Source organism: Edaphosphingomonas haloaromaticamans (assembly GCF_001853345.1).
Taxonomy (GTDB): Bacteria; Pseudomonadota; Alphaproteobacteria; order Sphingomonadales; family Sphingomonadaceae; genus Sphingomonas_E; species Sphingomonas_E fennica.
In genome coordinates this window covers 2516695-2532204 of the sequence record NZ_MIPT01000001.1, presented here as the reverse complement: position 1 = coordinate 2532204, position 15510 = coordinate 2516695, and the positions used below count along the sequence as shown (strand labels likewise).

Below are 15510 nucleotides of genomic sequence, written 5' to 3'. Positions count from 1 at the left end.
AGCGGAAGTTTTATCCGTTCGATTGCAATTAGGATGCAATAGCACCCGTGAGGCTGTTCGGCCCCGCGGCTATTATGTCGACATCGACGAGCGAGCCGATCGCGGGACCATCTTCGACGATCACCGATTGCAGCCAGGGCGACTTGCCGATCCGCTGGCCGGATTTCTTGCCGTCACGCTCGATCAGCACCTGGGTCCGAATACCCAGCTTGGCCTGGTTGAAATCATGCTGCTGCTTGTTGAGCAGGGCCTGGAGCCGCTGCAGCCGATCGTCCATCACCTCCGCCGCGACCTGATCTCCCATCGTCGCGGCGGGCGTGCCGGGGCGGGGGGAATATTTGAAGGAGAAGGCCTGGGCATGCTCGACCCGCGCGACAAGCGCGAGCGTGGCCGCGAAATCCTCCTCCGTCTCACCGGGAAAGCCGACGATGAAATCACCCGAGATGGCGATGTCGGGCCGCGCCGCGCGCACGCGATCGATCTGGCGCAGATAGCTTTCCACCGTATGGCTGCGGTTCATCGCCTTCAGGATGCGATCGCTGCCGGCCTGCACGGGCAGGTGAAGGAAGGGCATCAGCGACGCCACATCCTTATGCGCGTTCACAAGATCGTCCCGCATGTCGTTGGGATGACTGGTGGTATAACGGATGCGGTCGAGGCCGGGCAGGCGATCCAGCGCGCGGATCAGCCCACCGAGGCCCTGGACACGACCGGCCTCATCCTCGCCTTCCCAGGCGTTCACATTCTGGCCGAGCAGGGTGATCTCCCGCGCGCCGGCATCGACCAGAGCCTTCGCCTCGTCGACCACGGCCTGCCACGGGCGGGATACCTCGCCGCCGCGCGTATAAGGGACCACGCAATAGGTGCAGAACTTGTCGCACCCCTCCTGCACGGTGAGGAAGGCCGTCGGCCCCTGCCTGCGCCGCGCGGGCAGGGCATCGAACTTGGATTCGGCGGGCATGTCCGTATCGACGGCGCGCGCGCCGCGGCCGCCCTTCTGCGCCTCGCGCACGAGATCGGGCAGGCGGTGATAGGCCTGGGGGCCGACGACGATATCGACGCTGGGCGCGCGGCGGGGAATTTCCGCGCCCTCGGCCTGGGCGACACAGCCGGCGACCGCGATCATCGGGCTGCTGCCGTCGTCACGACGCAGGCGGCCGATATCGGAATAGACCTTTTCCGCCGCCTTTTCACGGATATGGCAGGTGTTGAGGACGACGAGATCGGCCTCGTCCGCGCCGGTGGCCGCGCTCAGCCCCTCGGCCTCGAGCAGTTCGGCCATGCGCGCGCCGTCATAGACGTTCATCTGACATCCGAACGACTTGACGTGGAAGGTCTTGGGGGCGGGCTTGTTCATGGCGCGGCGCTATAGACCAAGGCGCCGCTTTCCAAAAGCGCCGCCTGGATCGCGGCCTGCGCGGCCTGCGCCACGGCCTTCCGGCCCAGCCGGGGATCGATCGGATCGAGGAAGCGCAAGGTGACGCCACGCGAACCCGCCGTGCCGAGGACGCGCCGGGCATTGGCGCCTGCGGCCTCTCCATCCGTCCAGGCGAGGCGGGCGGCCGCCGGGCCGTAATCGATCGCCACGGGCTGCACCACGACATGGGGCGGCGCGCGATCGAGCGAGGCGAGCAAGGAAGCGCGGAAAGGCAGAAGCTCGCGGCCGTTCCCGGTCGTCCCTTCCGGAAACAACGCCGCCGGCCTGCCGGTGGCAAGCGCAGCGCCGAGCGCATCGGCCTGTCCCTTCACCCCGGCGCGATCGGCGCGGCTGATGAAGATGGTGCCGCCTTCGCGCGCCAGCCAGCCGACGACCGGCCAGCCGGCGACATCATCCTTCGAAACGAAGGCGGCGCCGGTCGCCCCGCCCAGCGCCAGAATATCCAGCCAGGAGACGTGATTGGCGACGTAGAGCACATGATCGCGGACGGGCGTGCCGGCGATCCGGGTCCTTAGCCCGAAGGATCGACCCGCTAGCCACAGGAAGCGCCGGACCCAGGGCGAAGGATGGCCAACGATGCGATGCACCGCATGGCCGGGCAGGCTGAGGATAAGGCTCCCAGCCGCAAGGGCGAGGCGGCGCTGCAGCCGGAACGTCATGCGCGGCGGGCGGATGCCGTCAGTGCGGACGATCCAGCGATACGCCGTAAAGTTCCATCCGGTGATCGACCAGCCGGAAGCCGAGCTTGGTCGCGATCTTGCGCTGAAGCTCCTCCAGTTCCGGATCGACGAATTCGATCACCTTGCCGGTTTCGACATCGATCAAGTGATCGTGATGGGTTTCGGCCGCGGCCTCATAGCGCGCGCGCCCGTCGCCGAAATCGTGCCGTTCGAGAATGCCGGCTTCCTCGAACAGGCGCACCGTCCGATAAACAGTGGCGATCGAAATGCCGGGATCGATCGCCGAAGCGCGCGCGTGCAGCGCCTCGACATCGGGATGATCCTCCGCCTCGGAAAGAACGCGCGCGATCACGCGGCGCTGCTCGGTGATGCGAAGCCCTTTTTCGGCGCAGAGCGCTTCAACATCGATCTTCCGCGTCATGATTCCTCTTGGACACTGCATATCGCCGCGCGGGCGATGATGGGCAGGCCGGGCATATCGCCGCGCACCGAATGTCCGGCGCGGGACGAAACCGATCGGCCCTCGTAAAGCATATCCGCTCTAGACATTTTTGGCGCGAGGGGGAAGGGCGGGCAACACCCTTCGGCACCAACAAAAAGGCCGGAGGAGGCTTGTCGCCCGCTCCGGCCCCTTGCCATGCGGATCGCCGGGATCAGCGCTTGCGGCGCTTGGTGCCCAGACCGATCTTCTTCGCCAGGGTGCGGCGCTGTTCGGCATAATTGGGGGCGACCATCGGATAGTCGGCCGGGAGGTTCCACTTGGCGCGATACTGTTCCGGCGTCATCTGATAGTGGGTCATCAGGTGGCGCTTCAGCATCTTCAGCTTCTTGCCGTCCTCGAGGCAGACGATGTAGTCGGGCTTCACCGATGCGCGCACCGAAACCGCCGGTTCCTGCTTCACTTCGGGTTCGGCTGCTTCACCGCCAAGATTGGCCAGCGCATTGTGGACGTTCTGGATGAGCGCCGGAAGATCCGACACCGCAACGCTGTTGTTGCTCACATGTGCGGACACGATATCGGCGGTGAGCGTGATGAGGGTCTCGGTGAGACCGGCGTCTTCGTTCATTTCGCGAACCCTTGGCAATGATTATTCGGCCGATCCGTTCGTGCCGGCCATGGGATCGCATTGAATTGCCTGAAACGGAAATGCAACTCGTTTTCGACGAAATTCCTTTGTAATCAATCTCGCCGTAATGATCGCGTCAGGCTGAACGCGTCGAATAGGCTGCCGTCTGCGCCGCGATAATAATCAGCACGCCTTCCTACCTCTGAAAATCCGTTGCGTTCGTAGAGAGAAATTGCGGGATTGCCCTGGCGGACTTCAAGGTGAAGATGGTTCACTCCGCGATGGCGCGCATTTTCCATCGTGGCGTCAAGCAGTGCCTGGCCGATACCTCGACGGCGGAAGCGGGGCGAGACGCCGAGCAGCAGCAGTTCCGCCTCGTCCAATATGACGCGGGACAGCGCAAAGCCGACGGCATCCTCGCCGATCGAAGCGATCGTCAGCCAGACGCCGGGAAGCCCGAGGATGCCCAGGCATTGCTGGGCGTTCCATGCCTCGCCGAACTGCTTGTCGAAGGCCGCGTCCATGACGGTCATGACCGCGGCGATGTCCTGCGCGCCGCCCTCGCGGAGCAGCACGCCCCCGGCCCTGGTGGACAGGCCCGTCAATCCGGCGGCCGCGCATCGGGGGCGCGGACATAGATGGGGTGGGGCGGCAAGGCGACCAGCTCGTCCTGCAGGCGGGCGATGTTCGCGGCATTCGCCTCGACGTCGCGCGCCTCGCCCGATCCCCGGGCTGAAACGAGCGCATCCGCGCCACCCCCGACCACCAGCGCCTCGCCGATCCGGGCCGCAGCCTCCGGCCGGGCCGAAAAGACGGGCTCGATCGGTTGCAGGGGGGCGGTGCGGAAACGCTGGACGAATAATTCGCCATGCCCGCCGCCGATGGCGACGGCCAGCGTTGCGGGCGGATCGGCAACGGCCGCGGCGATGAGGGAAAGCGAGGAGAAGCCCGACACCGGCACGCCCCAGCCGAGGCCGAGCGCGCGGGCGGCGGCCAGGCCCACCCGGATGCCGGTGAAGCTGCCGGGACCGCAATCGACGCGAATCACATCCGCACGGCCCGCTCCGGGAAGCTCGGCGATCATCGGGATCAGCCGTTCGGCATGGCCGCGCCCCACCGTTTCGTGAAGCGCGGCGATGACGACGCCATCCTCGACCAGCGCGACCGAGCAGGCGGCCGTCGCGGTCTCGATCACCAATTCCCTGCCGGGCCGTGCCATCGAATCAGACGATCTTGTTGAAATCCTTGAAATCAGGGCGCGGCGATCGATCGAAGATCGTCGCGGGATCGCCATAGCCCAGCGTGGAGATGAAGTTGGACTTCACCTTGGTGCCGGCGAAGAACGCGGCGTCCACGGCGGCATTGTCGAAACCGGACATCGGGCCGGTATCCAGCCCCAGCGCGCGCGCCGCCATGATGAAATAGCCGCCCTGGAGCGAGGAGTTGCGGAAGGCGGAAGCCTCGATCAGGGCGTCATTGCCGGCGAACCAGCTACGCGCATCGGCGTGCGGGAAAAGCCGGGGGAGATGTTCGTAAAATTCCATGTCCATGCCGATGATCGCGGTGACGGGCGCGCTCTGGATTTTCGGGCCGTTGGTGCCGCTGGCCAGCGCGGCAAGCTTGTCCTTCGATTCCTGGCTGACGCACCAGACGATGCGGGCGGGAAGCATGTTGGCCGAGGTCGGCCCCCATTTCACCAGATCCCAGATGGCGTGAAGCTGATCTTCGCTGACGGGACGATCCAGATAGCCATTGTAGGAACGCGCCTTGCGAAAGAGGAGGTCGAGGCCCTCCTCCGAAAGCTTCTCAGCCATATGAACCCCTTTGAATGTTGAACATGGACGCGGAAAATCAGGCGGCGCGGACTTCGGTCACTTCCGGCACATAATGCTTCAGCAGCGTTTCGATGCCCTGTTTGAGCGTGGCCGTCGAGGACGGGCAGCCGGAACAGGCGCCGTGCATGGCGAGATAGACCACGCCGCGATCGAAGCCGCGATAGGCGATGTCGCCGCCGTCGCGCGCAACGGCGGGGCGGACGCGCGTATCGATCAGATCCTTGATCTGGGCGACGATATCGGCGTCCTCCGGGTTTTCGGCGAAGCTTTCGTCCGCCGGCACGAGGATTTCGGCGGCGGAGCCGGGCGCGAACAGCGGCGATCCGCTGGAGAAGTGATCGAGCAGGACGGAAAGCACCTGCGGCTTGAGATCGCGCCAGTCGACGCCTGGCGCCGCCGTGACGGACACGAAATCGCGCCCCAAGAAGACGCCGGTGACATCGCCGAGGCTGAACAGCGCGGACGCCAGCGGCGAGGCCGCGGCTTCATCCGCATCGGCGAAATCGCGGGTGCCCGCCGTCATCACCGCCTGTCCGGGCAGGAACTTGAGCGTGGCGGGATTCGGCGTCGTTTCGGTTTCGATCAGCATGGTTCGCATTTGGGGCGGATGGCGCCGCCGATCAAGGGCGAAAGGCGGCTTTACTTGCGCGGTTCGCGGCTGAGCCGGGACATCAATATCGCCGCGCGCTGCGCCTGGGTGGAAATGCTGGGCAGATCGACGGCTTCGCCCGGTGCATGATCGCCAGTGCTGTAGGGACCGAGGCCCGCCAGCCCATCGACATCGCCGGCGACGAAGGAGATGTCCCCCGCGCCGCGCTTGAGGGGATCGAGCTCCGGCATTTCCGGCAGGCCGAGATCGCGGTTGACGCCGTTGAGGCTCGCCAGCACGGCGCGGTTGCCGGCGGTGGGGGCCATCGAGGGGTAACCTTCCTCGAACTCGATCTTCGCATCCGTGCCCGGGGCATGCCGCGCGACGATCGCCTCCATCTTCTGGCGGACACGGAGCGTCTGGTCGTTGGTCAGGGTGCGGAAATCGCCCCTGGCGATGGCGATGGCCGGGATGATGTTGGTCTTGCCCGATGCGCTGGCCCGCGCGCCATCCGCTTCGATCGAGGCATTGGCCCCGGCCGCGATCAGGCCCACATTGAAGGTTAGGTTGGGTTCGGGCAGCTCCTGGCGGAAGGCGGTGACGATCCGGGCCAGCTCATTGGCGGCGCCATCGCCATATTGGGGCGTGAAGATCAGGCTGGAATGGCCGGTCCTGCCGGTGGCGGTGATCGTCCAGCTATAGGAGGAGCGGCGCGCGATCGAGCCCATGTCGCGCCCGCCGTCGCGCACCAGCCCTTCGAAATCGAGCGCCACGTCGGCGCGCTTTCCCGCTTCGACGAGGGCGGCGCGCGCCGTTTCCACGGGGCTGCCGGCATCTTCCTCGTCGCCGGTAAGGACGATCTCGATATCGGCGGCCTTGAGCGTGCCGGCCGCCTGCATCGCCCGGAGCGCGGCGAGCATCACCACCATGCCGCCCTTGTCGTCCCCCGCGCCGGGGCCTTCGGCCTTGTCGCCCTTGCGGACGAACGTCTGGAATGGGGAATGCTGTTCGAAAACCGTATCGAGATGGCCGATGAGGAGGAGACGCTTGCCCTTGCCGTCTCCCTTGTGGATGGCGACGATATGGCCCGCGCGACCGACAGCCGCCATCGGCACCCACCGGACATCGAAGCCCAGCGGCTCAAGCTCGGCCCGCATCATCTGCCCGACCTTTTCGACGCCGGCGAGGTTCATGGTGCCGGAGTTGACGTTCACCAGCCGTTCCAGAAGCGCGATCGACCGGTCCTGTTCCGAACGGACCGTCTCCACCATCCTCGATTCCGCCGGCGAGAGCCGCGCCTGCGCCGCGTGCGGCAGCATGGCGGACACCAGAAGCGACACGTAAATCAAGGAATTGGAAGGCATCTGCGATTCCCCCGGATAGGATCGTCCAGACATACAGCGACAGGCGCGGCGAGCAAATGGAGAGGCAGGACGGGCTGGCGAAGGGCGGCGATCGCGGCTAACCAGGCGATGGGCGAGGGGCAATATTTCACAACCGTCGAGGGCATTTGTGAATTCGATCAGCAACGGGAAAGAGCAAGCGGCAACCGGCCGGACCGACATTCCCGACGATATCAATGCGCGCCTGGCGCCCAGTTCGGCGCTGGTTCCCAAGAAACCCCTTATCATGCGCTTCGGCAAGCGCATGCAGCCGATCACCAACCGCTGGATCGCGCGATCCTCGAAGATCGGCGACAGGCCGGTTTTCGATCGCAGCGAGTTCGCCTGGGTCGAGATGCTGGAGGCGCATTGGGAGGAGATCCGGGCGGAGGCCGCAGCCGCGCTTCAGGACCTTGAGGAGGTGCCGCCGCTGGCTTCGGTTTCACCCGATCACCGCCGCATCGCCCCCGCCGGGCGCTGGCGATCCTTCTTCCTGATCGGCTACGGCTATCGCGAGGAGAATAATTGCCGGGCCTGCCCGCGCACGACCGAGCTGGTGTCGAAGGTGCCGGGGCTGAATTCGGCCTTCTTCTCGATCCTCGTGCCCAACACCCGCATTCCCACCCATACCGGGGTGACCAAGGCTTTCCTTACCTGCCACCTCGGCATCCAGGTGCCGCGCGAGAAGGACAAGTGCCGGATGCGCGTGGTGGACCAGTGGCTGAGCTGGGAGGAAGGCAAGGCTTTGGTGTTCGACGACGTGTTCGAACATGAGGTGCAGAACGATACGGATGAGACGCGCATCGTCCTGCTGGTGCAGTTCCGCCGGCCGGTGGGGGTGATCGGCAAGATCGTGGGCGGGCTGTTCCTGGAAGGGGTGCGGCGATCGCGCTTCGTGCAGGAGGCCCGGCGCGGCATCACCCAATGGTCCGAACAAAGGCGCGCCGGGGCGAAGCAGGCGGCGGCGGAGTAGGGGGCGCCTGCGCCCGGCGCTTGCTTTAAGCCGCCGGCTGCCTTATGTGGCACGCAGCGTCGGCAGGCGGCAAGCCCGCATGCCCGGATCGGAGCAGCGTGATCTCCTGCCGCTTCCAAATGGCAGGCCGGTTCCTTNCCTCGAGACGCCCTAGCCTGAGGCTTCCCTTTTCACGCGGGTCGTCATCCGAACCCGCTTGCCGTCCGCACGCCATGAAGCGTCGTGGGCGCTGGCCGCATTCGAAAGTTATATACTTGACCCAGTTCACCGATCTTGGCCTTCCCGAGCCGATCCTGAAGGCGCTTGCCGCCAAGAATTATTCCAATCCCACGCCGATCCAGCTGAAGGCGATCCCGCCGCTGCTGGACGGGCGCGACCTGTGCGGCATCGCCCAGACCGGCACCGGCAAGACCGCCGCGTTCGCCCTGCCGTCGCTCGCCATCCTTGCCAGCAACCCCAAGCACCGCCCGCCGCAGGGCTGCCGGATGCTGGTGCTTTCGCCGACCCGCGAGCTGGCGAGCCAGATCGCCGACAGCTTCGTCGCCTATGGCAAGTTCCTGCGCCTTTCGGTGGCGACCGTGTTCGGCGGCGTGCCGATCAACCGGCAGATCCGCCAGCTTCAGGCGGGCGTCGACATCCTCGTCGCCACGCCAGGCCGGCTGCTCGACCTGATCGACCAGCGCGCGCTGAGCCTGAAGAATGTCGAGATCTTCGTGCTCGACGAGGCCGATCAGATGCTGGACCTGGGCTTCATCCACGCGCTGAAGCGCATCGACCAGCTCCTGCCCAAGAAGCGCCAGAGCCTGTTCTTCTCCGCCACCATGCCCAAGGCGATCGCCGAGCTGGGCGATCGTTTCCTGAGCGATCCGGTGAAGGTTTCGGTAGCGCCGCAATCGACCACCGCCGAGCGGGTCGAGCAGTTCGCCACCTTCGTCAACCAGGCGGAGAAGCAGGCGCTGCTTACCCTGCGCATCCGCAGCGAGCCGATCGATCGCGCGCTGGTCTTCACCCGCACCAAGCATGGCGCGGACCGGGTGGTGAAGCATCTGAAGGCCGCCGGCATCGGCTGCGAGGCGATCCACGGCAATAAGAGCCAGCCCCAGCGCGAACGTGCGCTGGGCGCCTTCCGCAAGGGCGAGATCAAGATCCTGGTGGCGACGGATATCGCCGCGCGCGGCATCGACGTCGGCGGCGTGAGCCACGTCTTCAACTTCGAGCTGCCGAACGTGCCGGAACAATATGTCCACCGCATCGGCCGCACCGCGCGCGCCGGCGCGGCGGGCATCGCCATCGCCTTCATCGCCGACGACGAGCGGCCCTATCAGCGGGCCATCGAGAAGCTGACGCGGGTGAAGATGGAAATCCAGCCGCTGCCGGAAAACTTCATCGCCGAGAAGGCGAAGCTGCCCAAGCCGGCGGCGTCGCAGCCTTCCGACGGGCGGGGCGATCGCCAGCCGCGCCGTCATGACGGCGAGCGCCCGGCCACCGGCGAGCGGCAGCGCCGCTTCCCGCCGCGCCGTTCGGGCAGCGTCGGCCGCCATGCCGGCGCCGTCCGCAAGACGGGCGGGCGCTGAGGGCCGCTGCACGCGGCATTGGGCTGCTAACCGACGGAAGGGGCTTGCGATCCTGTAGCGCAGGCCCCACTTTCCGCGATGGGCGGCTGATTGGGCGAAGGAGGGTTTCGTGGCAATCAGTGACGAAGTTCTGCACGCAGCCGCCGCCGCCCTGAGCGATGCCGCCCGCGGCGAAAATATCTACCTGCCGGCGGCCAAGGCGCGCCGCATCGTGGAACCCGCGCTGGAGGCCGCGATCGAGATCGTCCGGCGGCGCAGCGCCAATCCCCGGATAGAACGCACCCGCGCGATGATCCGCGAGGCGATCGAAAGCCAGCGCCCCGGGGCTTTGAGCCCGCGTCAGTGCGGTCTTGCGGACGGGATTTCCAGAAGCGGATCGAGGACGACATAGTTGCGGCCCATCCGCTTCGCTTCGTAGAGCGCCTTGTCCGCCCGGCCGATGGCCTTTTCCAGATCGCTTTCGCCTTGGGCGACGATCGTCACGCCGATGCTGGCGGACAGGCGCGGCCCGTCGCTGATCAGCGGATCGACGATGATCCCGGCGATCGCCTGCCGCAGGCGCCCGGCGGCGGCGAGGGCGGCCTCCGCATCGCAGCCGGGCAGCAATATGCCGAATTCCTCGCCGCCGAGGCGGCCGATGATGTCGTCGTCCCGCAGATGCTCCAGGCACAATGTTGCGAAGGCCCGGAGGGCGCAGTCGCCCATCTGATGCCCCCAGCCATCGTTGATCCGCTTGAAATGGTCGAGATCGACCATCAGCAGCGCAAGGGGAACGCCCGTCTGTTCGGCGGCGGCGATCGCCGCGCGCGCGGTGGCGAGGAAGCTGTGGCGGTTGGGCAGACCGGTCAGCGTATCGGTGGAGGCCAGCCATTCCAGGCTTAGCTCCACGGCCTTGCGATCGGAAATGTCGATGATGCCCGCCATGATCCGGCGGCCGTGCGGGGTGGATACCGCATTGGCCTTCACGATCACCGTGCGCAGCGATCCATCCGCCGTCCTGATCTGCATTTCGGTATCGCCGAACTTGTCGTCCCGGTCGATCATCGCCAGCAGGCGCTGGCGATCCCCGGGCGTGACGTAGAAGGGCTCGAGCGTTCCGGGGCCGGCCATGGGATCGGTGCCCAGAAGCTCGCGATAGCTGTCGTTGGCATCCACCACCTTGCCGGTTTCCCGATCGGTGATGACCATCGGGATGGGGCTGGCCGCGAACATGCGGGCAAGCGTCTCGCGGCTGAGATCGAGCTCGGCCGCGATGCGCCGTTCCGAACGCATGGCGATCCATTGCAGCCGCTCCAGCCGGTTGGATCGCGATATGACGATGATGAGCGCGCTGTTGAGCATCAACAGGGCCAGCGCGAGGCCGCCCGCCGTGGTGGGCGAGGCGCGATATTCGCCATAGCCCAGATACATCAGCAGGCTGCAGGCGATGCCGCAGGCCGCGACGGCCCAGAAGCGGCCGGGCACGACGAGATAGTAGATGAGCGGCAGCATGATGACGACGAACAGCGCGATCCGGCTGTGCGAAGTGACCAGCAGCATCACCGCCAGCGCGTTCGCCACCATCCAGGCGACCATGACCAGCGTGGCCCCGCGCGGCGTGGAAACCCGGCGCAGCGCGAGGAAGCAGGCGAGGGCGAGCAGGATGGTGACGAGCCTCGCCGGCACCGCCACCCAGAAATGCGCGGTGCCGTGGAAGCGCCAGTCGCTGGCCAGGAACAGGGTGTTGAGCACCATGGAGCCCAGCATCAGCAGCCGGGCATAGCGCAGCGTTTCGGGCAGCCGTTCCTGCGCGAAATCCGTTTCGAGCGCCGTATCCGCAAACTCGCCGCTGACGCGCCGAAGGGCATCGGCATGGCCGATCATGCCCGTCTTGGCTGCGCCGGTTTCGTCCACTTCCCTTTGTTCCTCGCCAGCCATGGCGACGGAATACTCCCTTTGGATTCCGCCTACGTTAACCCGGCGAGGTTAGCGCCTGCTTAACCGCAAGGGCAGGGCCGCCATCCTTTCAGAAGCCTCCGCCGAGGCGGGACCAGCGCACGGCGCCCGGCCATGTCCACGGCTTCAGCCATTCGGCGCTGCCATCCGTGGAAAAGAACATCACCAGCGCCCGGCCGACGATATTTTCGCTGGGAACCATGCCGATCGCGCCATCCACCTGCGCGGGATAGCGGCTGTCCGCCGAACGATCGCGATTGTCGCCCATCAGGAAATAATGGCCCTGGGGCACGACGTAGGTGGGCGTATCGTCCGCAAAGGGCACGTTGCCGAGATCGAGCACGTCATAGCTGCGGCCGTTGGGCAGCGTTTCGCGATAGCGCTGGTAGCGGCAGATGCGACTGCCGTCGGTCGCCGTTTCCTCGACGATGTTGAGGCCCGGTTCGGGGCGGCAGGGGCTGTTGGGCGTGACCGGATCGATGAAGTCGGCGACGCGGACCCGCGGCACCGGCGTGCCGTTCAGGATGATCTGCCCGCCCCTGATCTGGATGATGTCGCCCGGCAGGCCGATCACGCGCTTGATATAATCGGTGCTGTTGTCCGACGGCGTCTTGAAGACGACCACGTCGCCGCGATCGGGCGCGCCGGACGGGATACGCCCGTCGATCGGCGCCAGGCCGAACGGGAAGCTGTAGCGCGAATAGCCGTAGGGCCATTTGGCGACGAACAGATAGTCGCCCACCAGCAACCTGGGCAGCATCGATTCCGATGGAATGTTGAACGGCGCCACCACCAGGCTTCGCAACAGTACAGCCAGGATCAGCAGGGTGAGGAGAAAACGGATATTCTCCATGATCCCGCCCGGCGACTTTTGCTTGGATGCTCGGGGGCTGGAGTCGGAAGCGCTGTCTGGCATGTCGCGGGTGTGCTGCGCGGCAGGCTTCCGGTCAAGCGGTCAATCTCGCCGTCGATCGGCGGCCCTGGGCGCCGAAAGCGGTGGCGGCGCGGTGCCGCAGCCTGTATCGATCCGGCGCTCGCAAGGAGATGATCCCTATGGTCGATACGGTAAAGGCGTGGCAGGCAATTCAGGAAGCGGCGCGGCCCGGCCTGACGGAGCTGTTCCAGGCCGAGCCCGATCGCCTTTCGCGGCTGACGATCGATGAAGGCGGCCTGCATTTCGATTTTTCCAAGACGCATCTCGATGCCGGGCTGATCGATCGCTTCATCGCGCTGGCGGATGCCGCCGGCTTCGCCAAGGCCCGCGAGGCGCTGTTCAGCGGCGCTGCCGTCAACGTCACCGAGGGACGGGCGGCGGAGCATCCGGCCGAACGGGGGCAGGGCGCCCCCGAAAGCGTGGCCCGCGCCCGGCATTTCCACGCCCGGATGCGGGCGCTGATCGATGCGATCGAGGCGGACGCGCTGGGACCGATCCGGCACGTGCTGCACATCGGCATCGGCGGATCGGCGCTGGGGCCGGACCTGCTGGTCGATGCGCTGGGCCGGGATTCGGGGCGCTATGACGTCGCCATCGTATCCAATGTCGACGGCGCGGCGCTGGAAGCCGTGTTCCGCCGCTTCGATCCGGCGGCGACGCTGGTGGTGATCGCCTCCAAGGCCTCGGCGACCACCGAGACGATGCTGAACGCGGCCAGCGCGCTGGCCTGGCTGGCGGAAGCGGGCGTGGAGGACCCCTATGGCCAGGTTGTGGCGCTGACCGCCGCGCCCGAGCGCGCGGTGGAATGGGGCGTGGACGAGACGCGCGTGCTGCCCTTCGCCGAAAGCGTCGGCGGGCGCTATTCGCTCTGGTCCTCGATCGGTTTTCCGGCGGCGCTGGCCCTCGGCTGGGATGCGTTCGAGACGCTGCTGGAAGGCGCCGCCGCCATGGACCGGCACTTCCGCCTGGCCCCGCCGGAGCGCAATGCGCCGCTGCTGGCCGCGTTCGTGGACCTTTATTACGCCGCCATCCGGCAGGCGGAGACGCGGGCCGTGTTCGCTTATGACGAGCGGCTGCGGCTGCTGCCGTCCTACCTCCAGCAGCTGGAAATGGAATCGAACGGCAAGCGGGTCCGCGCCGACGGCAAGCCGGTGGACCATCCCACCGCACCGATCACCTGGGGCGGCGTGGGCACCGACGCCCAGCACGCGGTGTTCCAGCTTCTCCATCAGGGCACGCATTTGGTGCCGGTGGAATTCATCGCCTCGATCGAGCCGGGGGATGCGCTGGACGAGGCCCATCACCGCGCGCTGCTGACCAACGCCTTCGCGCAAGGGGCCGCGCTGATGGCGGGCAAGGCGAGCGAGGATCCCGCCCGCGCCTATCCGGGCGACCGGCCGTCCACCACCATATTGCTCGACAGCGTCGATCCCGCCCGGCTTGGCGCGCTGATCGCCTTCTACGAGCATCGTGTGTTCGCCAACGCGGCGCTGCTGGGCATCAACCCCTTCGACCAGTTCGGCGTGGAGCTGGGCAAGGAGATCGCCAAATCGATCGAAACCGAAGGGACCGACCGTTTCGATCCTTCGACCCGGGCGCTGATCGCCCGCGCATTCGGCTAAGGCGATCAGAGCGATAGGGACAAGCCGTTGGCCTTCGGGCCGGCGGCTGCCTATCTCCTGTCGGAAAGCGATCCTGCGGAGCATATATGGCCAGTTACGATTATGACCTTTTCGTCATCGGCGCCGGTTCGGGCGGCGTGCGGGCTTCGCGCGTGGCGGCGGCGCACGGCGCCAGGGTGGCGGTGGCGGAGGAATATCGGGTCGGCGGCACCTGCGTGATCCGCGGATGCGTGCCCAAGAAGCTGCTCGTCTACGGCGCGCATTTCGCCGAGGACCTCCAGGACGCCCGGCGTTTCGGCTGGGAGGTGCCCGATTGCCGGTTCGACTGGCCGACCTTGCGCGATAACGTGCTTTCCGAAGTCGACCGGCTGAACGGCCTCTACGAAAACACGCTGAACAACAATAATGTCGAGATCGTCCGCGAACGAGCGACCGTGGCCGGCCCCCACGAGGTGCTGCTGGCATCCGGCCGCACGGTGACGGCGGACAAGATACTGATCGCCACGGGCGCATGGCCCACCATTCCCGATTGTCCCGGCGCGGAACTGGGCATCACTTCCAACGAGGTCTTCCACCTGGAAGCGCTGCCCCGCCGCATCGTGATCGCGGGCGCGGGCTATATCGCCAACGAATTCGCCGGCATCTTCCACGAATTCGGATCGCAGGTGACGCTGATCAACCGTTCGGACCAGATCCTGCGTGGCTATGACGAGCAGATCCGCGATCGCCTGCTGCAGATATCGATGGCGAAGGGGATCGAGTTCCGGTTCAACGCCGCGTTCCAAAAGGTGGAGAAGGCGGCGGATGGATCATTGCTGGTGCATGTCACCGGTTGCGATCCCATCCCGTGCGACGTGCTGCTCTATGCCATAGGCCGGACGCCCCATACCAGCGGGCTCGGCCTGGAGAATGCCGGCGTCGAATTGAACGAGCGCGGCGCGGTGAAGGTGGACGAGCATAGCCGCTCCTCCTGCGACAGCATCTTCGCCGTCGGCGACGTCACCGATCGGGTGCAGCTCACCCCCGTGGCGATCCGCGAAGGGCAGGCCTTCGCCGACACCCAGTTCGGCGGCAAGCCGACCACGGTGGACTATGGGTGCATTCCATCAGCCGTGTTCAGCCACCCGCCGCTGGCCGGCGTCGGCCTCACCGAGGCGCAGGCGCGCAACAAGTTCGGCAATGCCAAGATCTACACGTCGGATTTCCGGCCGATGAAGAATGTGCTGGCCAACCGCAACGAACGCGCGCTCTACAAGATGATCGTGCACCCCGAAAACGGGAAGGTGCTGGGCCTCCACATGATCGGGCCGGATGCGCCGGAGATATTGCAGGCGGCCGCCGTGGCGGTGAAGGCGGGGCTGACCAAGCAGGCGTTCGACGAAACTGTGGCCCTTCATCCTTCTATGTCCGAAGAACTGGTGCTTATGAAATAGGCGTTCCCCGGACGGGCATCTACCCCGGTGGGACGATCTGGAACGGGA

16 protein-coding genes are annotated in these 15510 nt (G+C 66.3%); 5 read left to right on the top strand and 11 right to left on the bottom strand.

Features of this window, described 5'->3' with window-relative positions:
- Positions 1-28: 28 nt before the first annotated feature.
- From miaB to BHE75_RS11640, 9 genes are all read right to left on the bottom strand, one after another.
- The gene (gene miaB / locus BHE75_RS11680) at positions 29-1357 is read right to left on the bottom strand and encodes a tRNA (N6-isopentenyl adenosine(37)-C2)-methylthiotransferase MiaB (protein WP_070933968.1); all 1329 of its coding nucleotides are present in this window, start codon (positions 1355-1357) and stop codon (positions 29-31) included.
- Positions 1354-2097: a lysophospholipid acyltransferase family protein gene (locus BHE75_RS11675; RefSeq protein WP_070933967.1), complete on the bottom strand. Its 744-nt coding sequence runs from the start codon at positions 2095-2097 to the stop codon at positions 1354-1356. Before BHE75_RS11675 ends, miaB begins: the two co-directional genes overlap by 4 nt.
- Before the next feature lie 19 nt (positions 2098-2116).
- Entirely contained in the window at positions 2117-2539 is a 423-nt protein-coding gene (locus tag BHE75_RS11670) for a Fur family transcriptional regulator (protein WP_015457004.1), read from the bottom strand.
- Positions 2540-2771: 232 nt separating this feature from the next.
- Complete coding sequence (locus BHE75_RS11665) at positions 2772-3185, bottom strand: MucR family transcriptional regulator (protein ID WP_015457003.1); 414 nt, start codon at positions 3183-3185, stop codon at positions 2772-2774.
- A 113-nt stretch (positions 3186-3298) separates the two neighbouring features.
- The gene (gene rimI, locus BHE75_RS11660) at positions 3299-3790 is read right to left on the bottom strand and encodes a ribosomal protein S18-alanine N-acetyltransferase (protein WP_015457002.1); all 492 of its coding nucleotides are present in this window, start codon (positions 3788-3790) and stop codon (positions 3299-3301) included.
- Positions 3787-4404: a tRNA (adenosine(37)-N6)-threonylcarbamoyltransferase complex dimerization subunit type 1 TsaB gene (tsaB, locus tag BHE75_RS11655; RefSeq protein WP_070933966.1), complete on the bottom strand. Its 618-nt coding sequence runs from the start codon at positions 4402-4404 to the stop codon at positions 3787-3789. The genes rimI and tsaB overlap by 4 nt, the downstream gene beginning before the upstream one ends.
- A 4-nt stretch (positions 4405-4408) precedes the next feature.
- A complete protein-coding gene (locus tag BHE75_RS11650) occupies positions 4409-4999 on the bottom strand; it encodes a malonic semialdehyde reductase (RefSeq protein WP_015457000.1) in 591 nt (196 codons plus the stop codon).
- A 37-nt stretch (positions 5000-5036) separates the two neighbouring features.
- Positions 5037-5609, bottom strand: a complete 573-nt coding sequence (locus BHE75_RS11645; protein WP_070933965.1) for a NifU family protein — start codon at positions 5607-5609, stop codon at positions 5037-5039.
- Positions 5610-5659: 50 nt separating this feature from the next.
- Positions 5660-6973 (bottom strand): M20/M25/M40 family metallo-hydrolase, encoded by a 1314-nt coding sequence (locus BHE75_RS11640; RefSeq protein WP_070933964.1) that lies wholly within the window; start codon positions 6971-6973, stop codon positions 5660-5662.
- Between the two features lie 265 nt (positions 6974-7238).
- Between BHE75_RS11640 and BHE75_RS11635 the strand changes: the two genes are divergently transcribed.
- From BHE75_RS11635 to BHE75_RS24080, 3 genes are all read left to right on the top strand, one after another.
- A complete protein-coding gene (locus BHE75_RS11635; protein ID WP_070935783.1) occupies positions 7239-7964 on the top strand; it encodes an aspartyl/asparaginyl beta-hydroxylase domain-containing protein in 726 nt (241 codons plus the stop codon).
- Positions 7965-8176: 212 nt separating this feature from the next.
- On the top strand, positions 8177-9538 hold the full coding sequence (locus BHE75_RS11630) for a DEAD/DEAH box helicase (protein WP_051128687.1): 1362 nt from the start codon (positions 8177-8179) through the stop codon (positions 9536-9538).
- Between the two features lie 109 nt (positions 9539-9647).
- On the top strand, positions 9648-9929 hold the full coding sequence (locus tag BHE75_RS24080) for a hypothetical protein (RefSeq protein ID WP_139181712.1): 282 nt from the start codon (positions 9648-9650) through the stop codon (positions 9927-9929).
- On the opposite strand, the gene BHE75_RS11625 is transcribed toward BHE75_RS24080, so the two are convergent.
- Both BHE75_RS11625 and lepB read right to left on the bottom strand, forming a co-directional pair.
- Positions 9878-11455, bottom strand: coding sequence for a sensor domain-containing diguanylate cyclase (locus BHE75_RS11625; RefSeq protein WP_070933963.1), 1578 nt, complete (start codon positions 11453-11455; stop codon positions 9878-9880). The two genes, BHE75_RS24080 and BHE75_RS11625, sit on opposite strands and share 52 nt — an antisense overlap.
- 88 nt (positions 11456-11543) lie before the next feature.
- Complete coding sequence (gene lepB, locus BHE75_RS11620) at positions 11544-12326, bottom strand: signal peptidase I (RefSeq protein WP_070933962.1); 783 nt, start codon at positions 12324-12326, stop codon at positions 11544-11546.
- A 200-nt stretch (positions 12327-12526) separates the two neighbouring features.
- On the opposite strand from lepB, the gene pgi reads away from it, so the two are divergent.
- Both pgi and gor read left to right on the top strand, forming a co-directional pair.
- On the top strand, positions 12527-14029 hold the full coding sequence (gene pgi / locus BHE75_RS11615; protein WP_084653143.1) for a glucose-6-phosphate isomerase: 1503 nt from the start codon (positions 12527-12529) through the stop codon (positions 14027-14029).
- An 86-nt stretch (positions 14030-14115) separates the two neighbouring features.
- On the top strand, positions 14116-15462 hold the full coding sequence (gene gor / locus BHE75_RS11610; RefSeq protein ID WP_015456991.1) for a glutathione-disulfide reductase: 1347 nt from the start codon (positions 14116-14118) through the stop codon (positions 15460-15462).
- The last annotated feature ends 48 nt before the right edge of the window (positions 15463-15510 follow it).

What these genes read in the sequence shown, in the direction of transcription:
- BHE75_RS11640 (WP_070933964.1), bottom strand. Translation starts at nt 6,973, where the DNA reads ATGCCTTCCAATTCCTTGATTTACGTGTCGCTTCTGGTGTCCGCCATG.
- BHE75_RS11635 (WP_070935783.1), top strand. Translation starts at nt 7,239, where the DNA reads ATGCGCTTCGGCAAGCGCATGCAGCCGATCACCAACCGCTGGATCGCG.
- pgi (WP_084653143.1), top strand. Translation starts at nt 12,527, where the DNA reads ATGGTCGATACGGTAAAGGCGTGGCAGGCAATTCAGGAAGCGGCGCGG.
- BHE75_RS11665 (WP_015457003.1), bottom strand. Translation starts at nt 3,185, where the DNA reads ATGAACGAAGACGCCGGTCTCACCGAGACCCTCATCACGCTCACCGCC.
- BHE75_RS11670 (WP_015457004.1), bottom strand. Translation starts at nt 2,539, where the DNA reads ATGACGCGGAAGATCGATGTTGAAGCGCTCTGCGCCGAAAAAGGGCTT.
- BHE75_RS11675 (WP_070933967.1), bottom strand. Translation starts at nt 2,097, where the DNA reads ATGACGTTCCGGCTGCAGCGCCGCCTCGCCCTTGCGGCTGGGAGCCTT.
- BHE75_RS11630 (WP_051128687.1), top strand. Translation starts at nt 8,177, where the DNA reads ATGAAGCGTCGTGGGCGCTGGCCGCATTCGAAAGTTATATACTTGACC.
- tsaB (WP_070933966.1), bottom strand. Translation starts at nt 4,404, where the DNA reads ATGGCACGGCCCGGCAGGGAATTGGTGATCGAGACCGCGACGGCCGCC.
- lepB (WP_070933962.1), bottom strand. Translation starts at nt 12,326, where the DNA reads ATGGAGAATATCCGTTTTCTCCTCACCCTGCTGATCCTGGCTGTACTG.
- gor (WP_015456991.1), top strand. Translation starts at nt 14,116, where the DNA reads ATGGCCAGTTACGATTATGACCTTTTCGTCATCGGCGCCGGTTCGGGC.
- BHE75_RS11650 (WP_015457000.1), bottom strand. Translation starts at nt 4,999, where the DNA reads ATGGCTGAGAAGCTTTCGGAGGAGGGCCTCGACCTCCTCTTTCGCAAG.
- miaB (WP_070933968.1), bottom strand. Translation starts at nt 1,357, where the DNA reads ATGAACAAGCCCGCCCCCAAGACCTTCCACGTCAAGTCGTTCGGATGT.
- BHE75_RS11625 (WP_070933963.1), bottom strand. Translation starts at nt 11,455, where the DNA reads ATGGCTGGCGAGGAACAAAGGGAAGTGGACGAAACCGGCGCAGCCAAG.
- BHE75_RS11645 (WP_070933965.1), bottom strand. Translation starts at nt 5,609, where the DNA reads ATGCTGATCGAAACCGAAACGACGCCGAATCCCGCCACGCTCAAGTTC.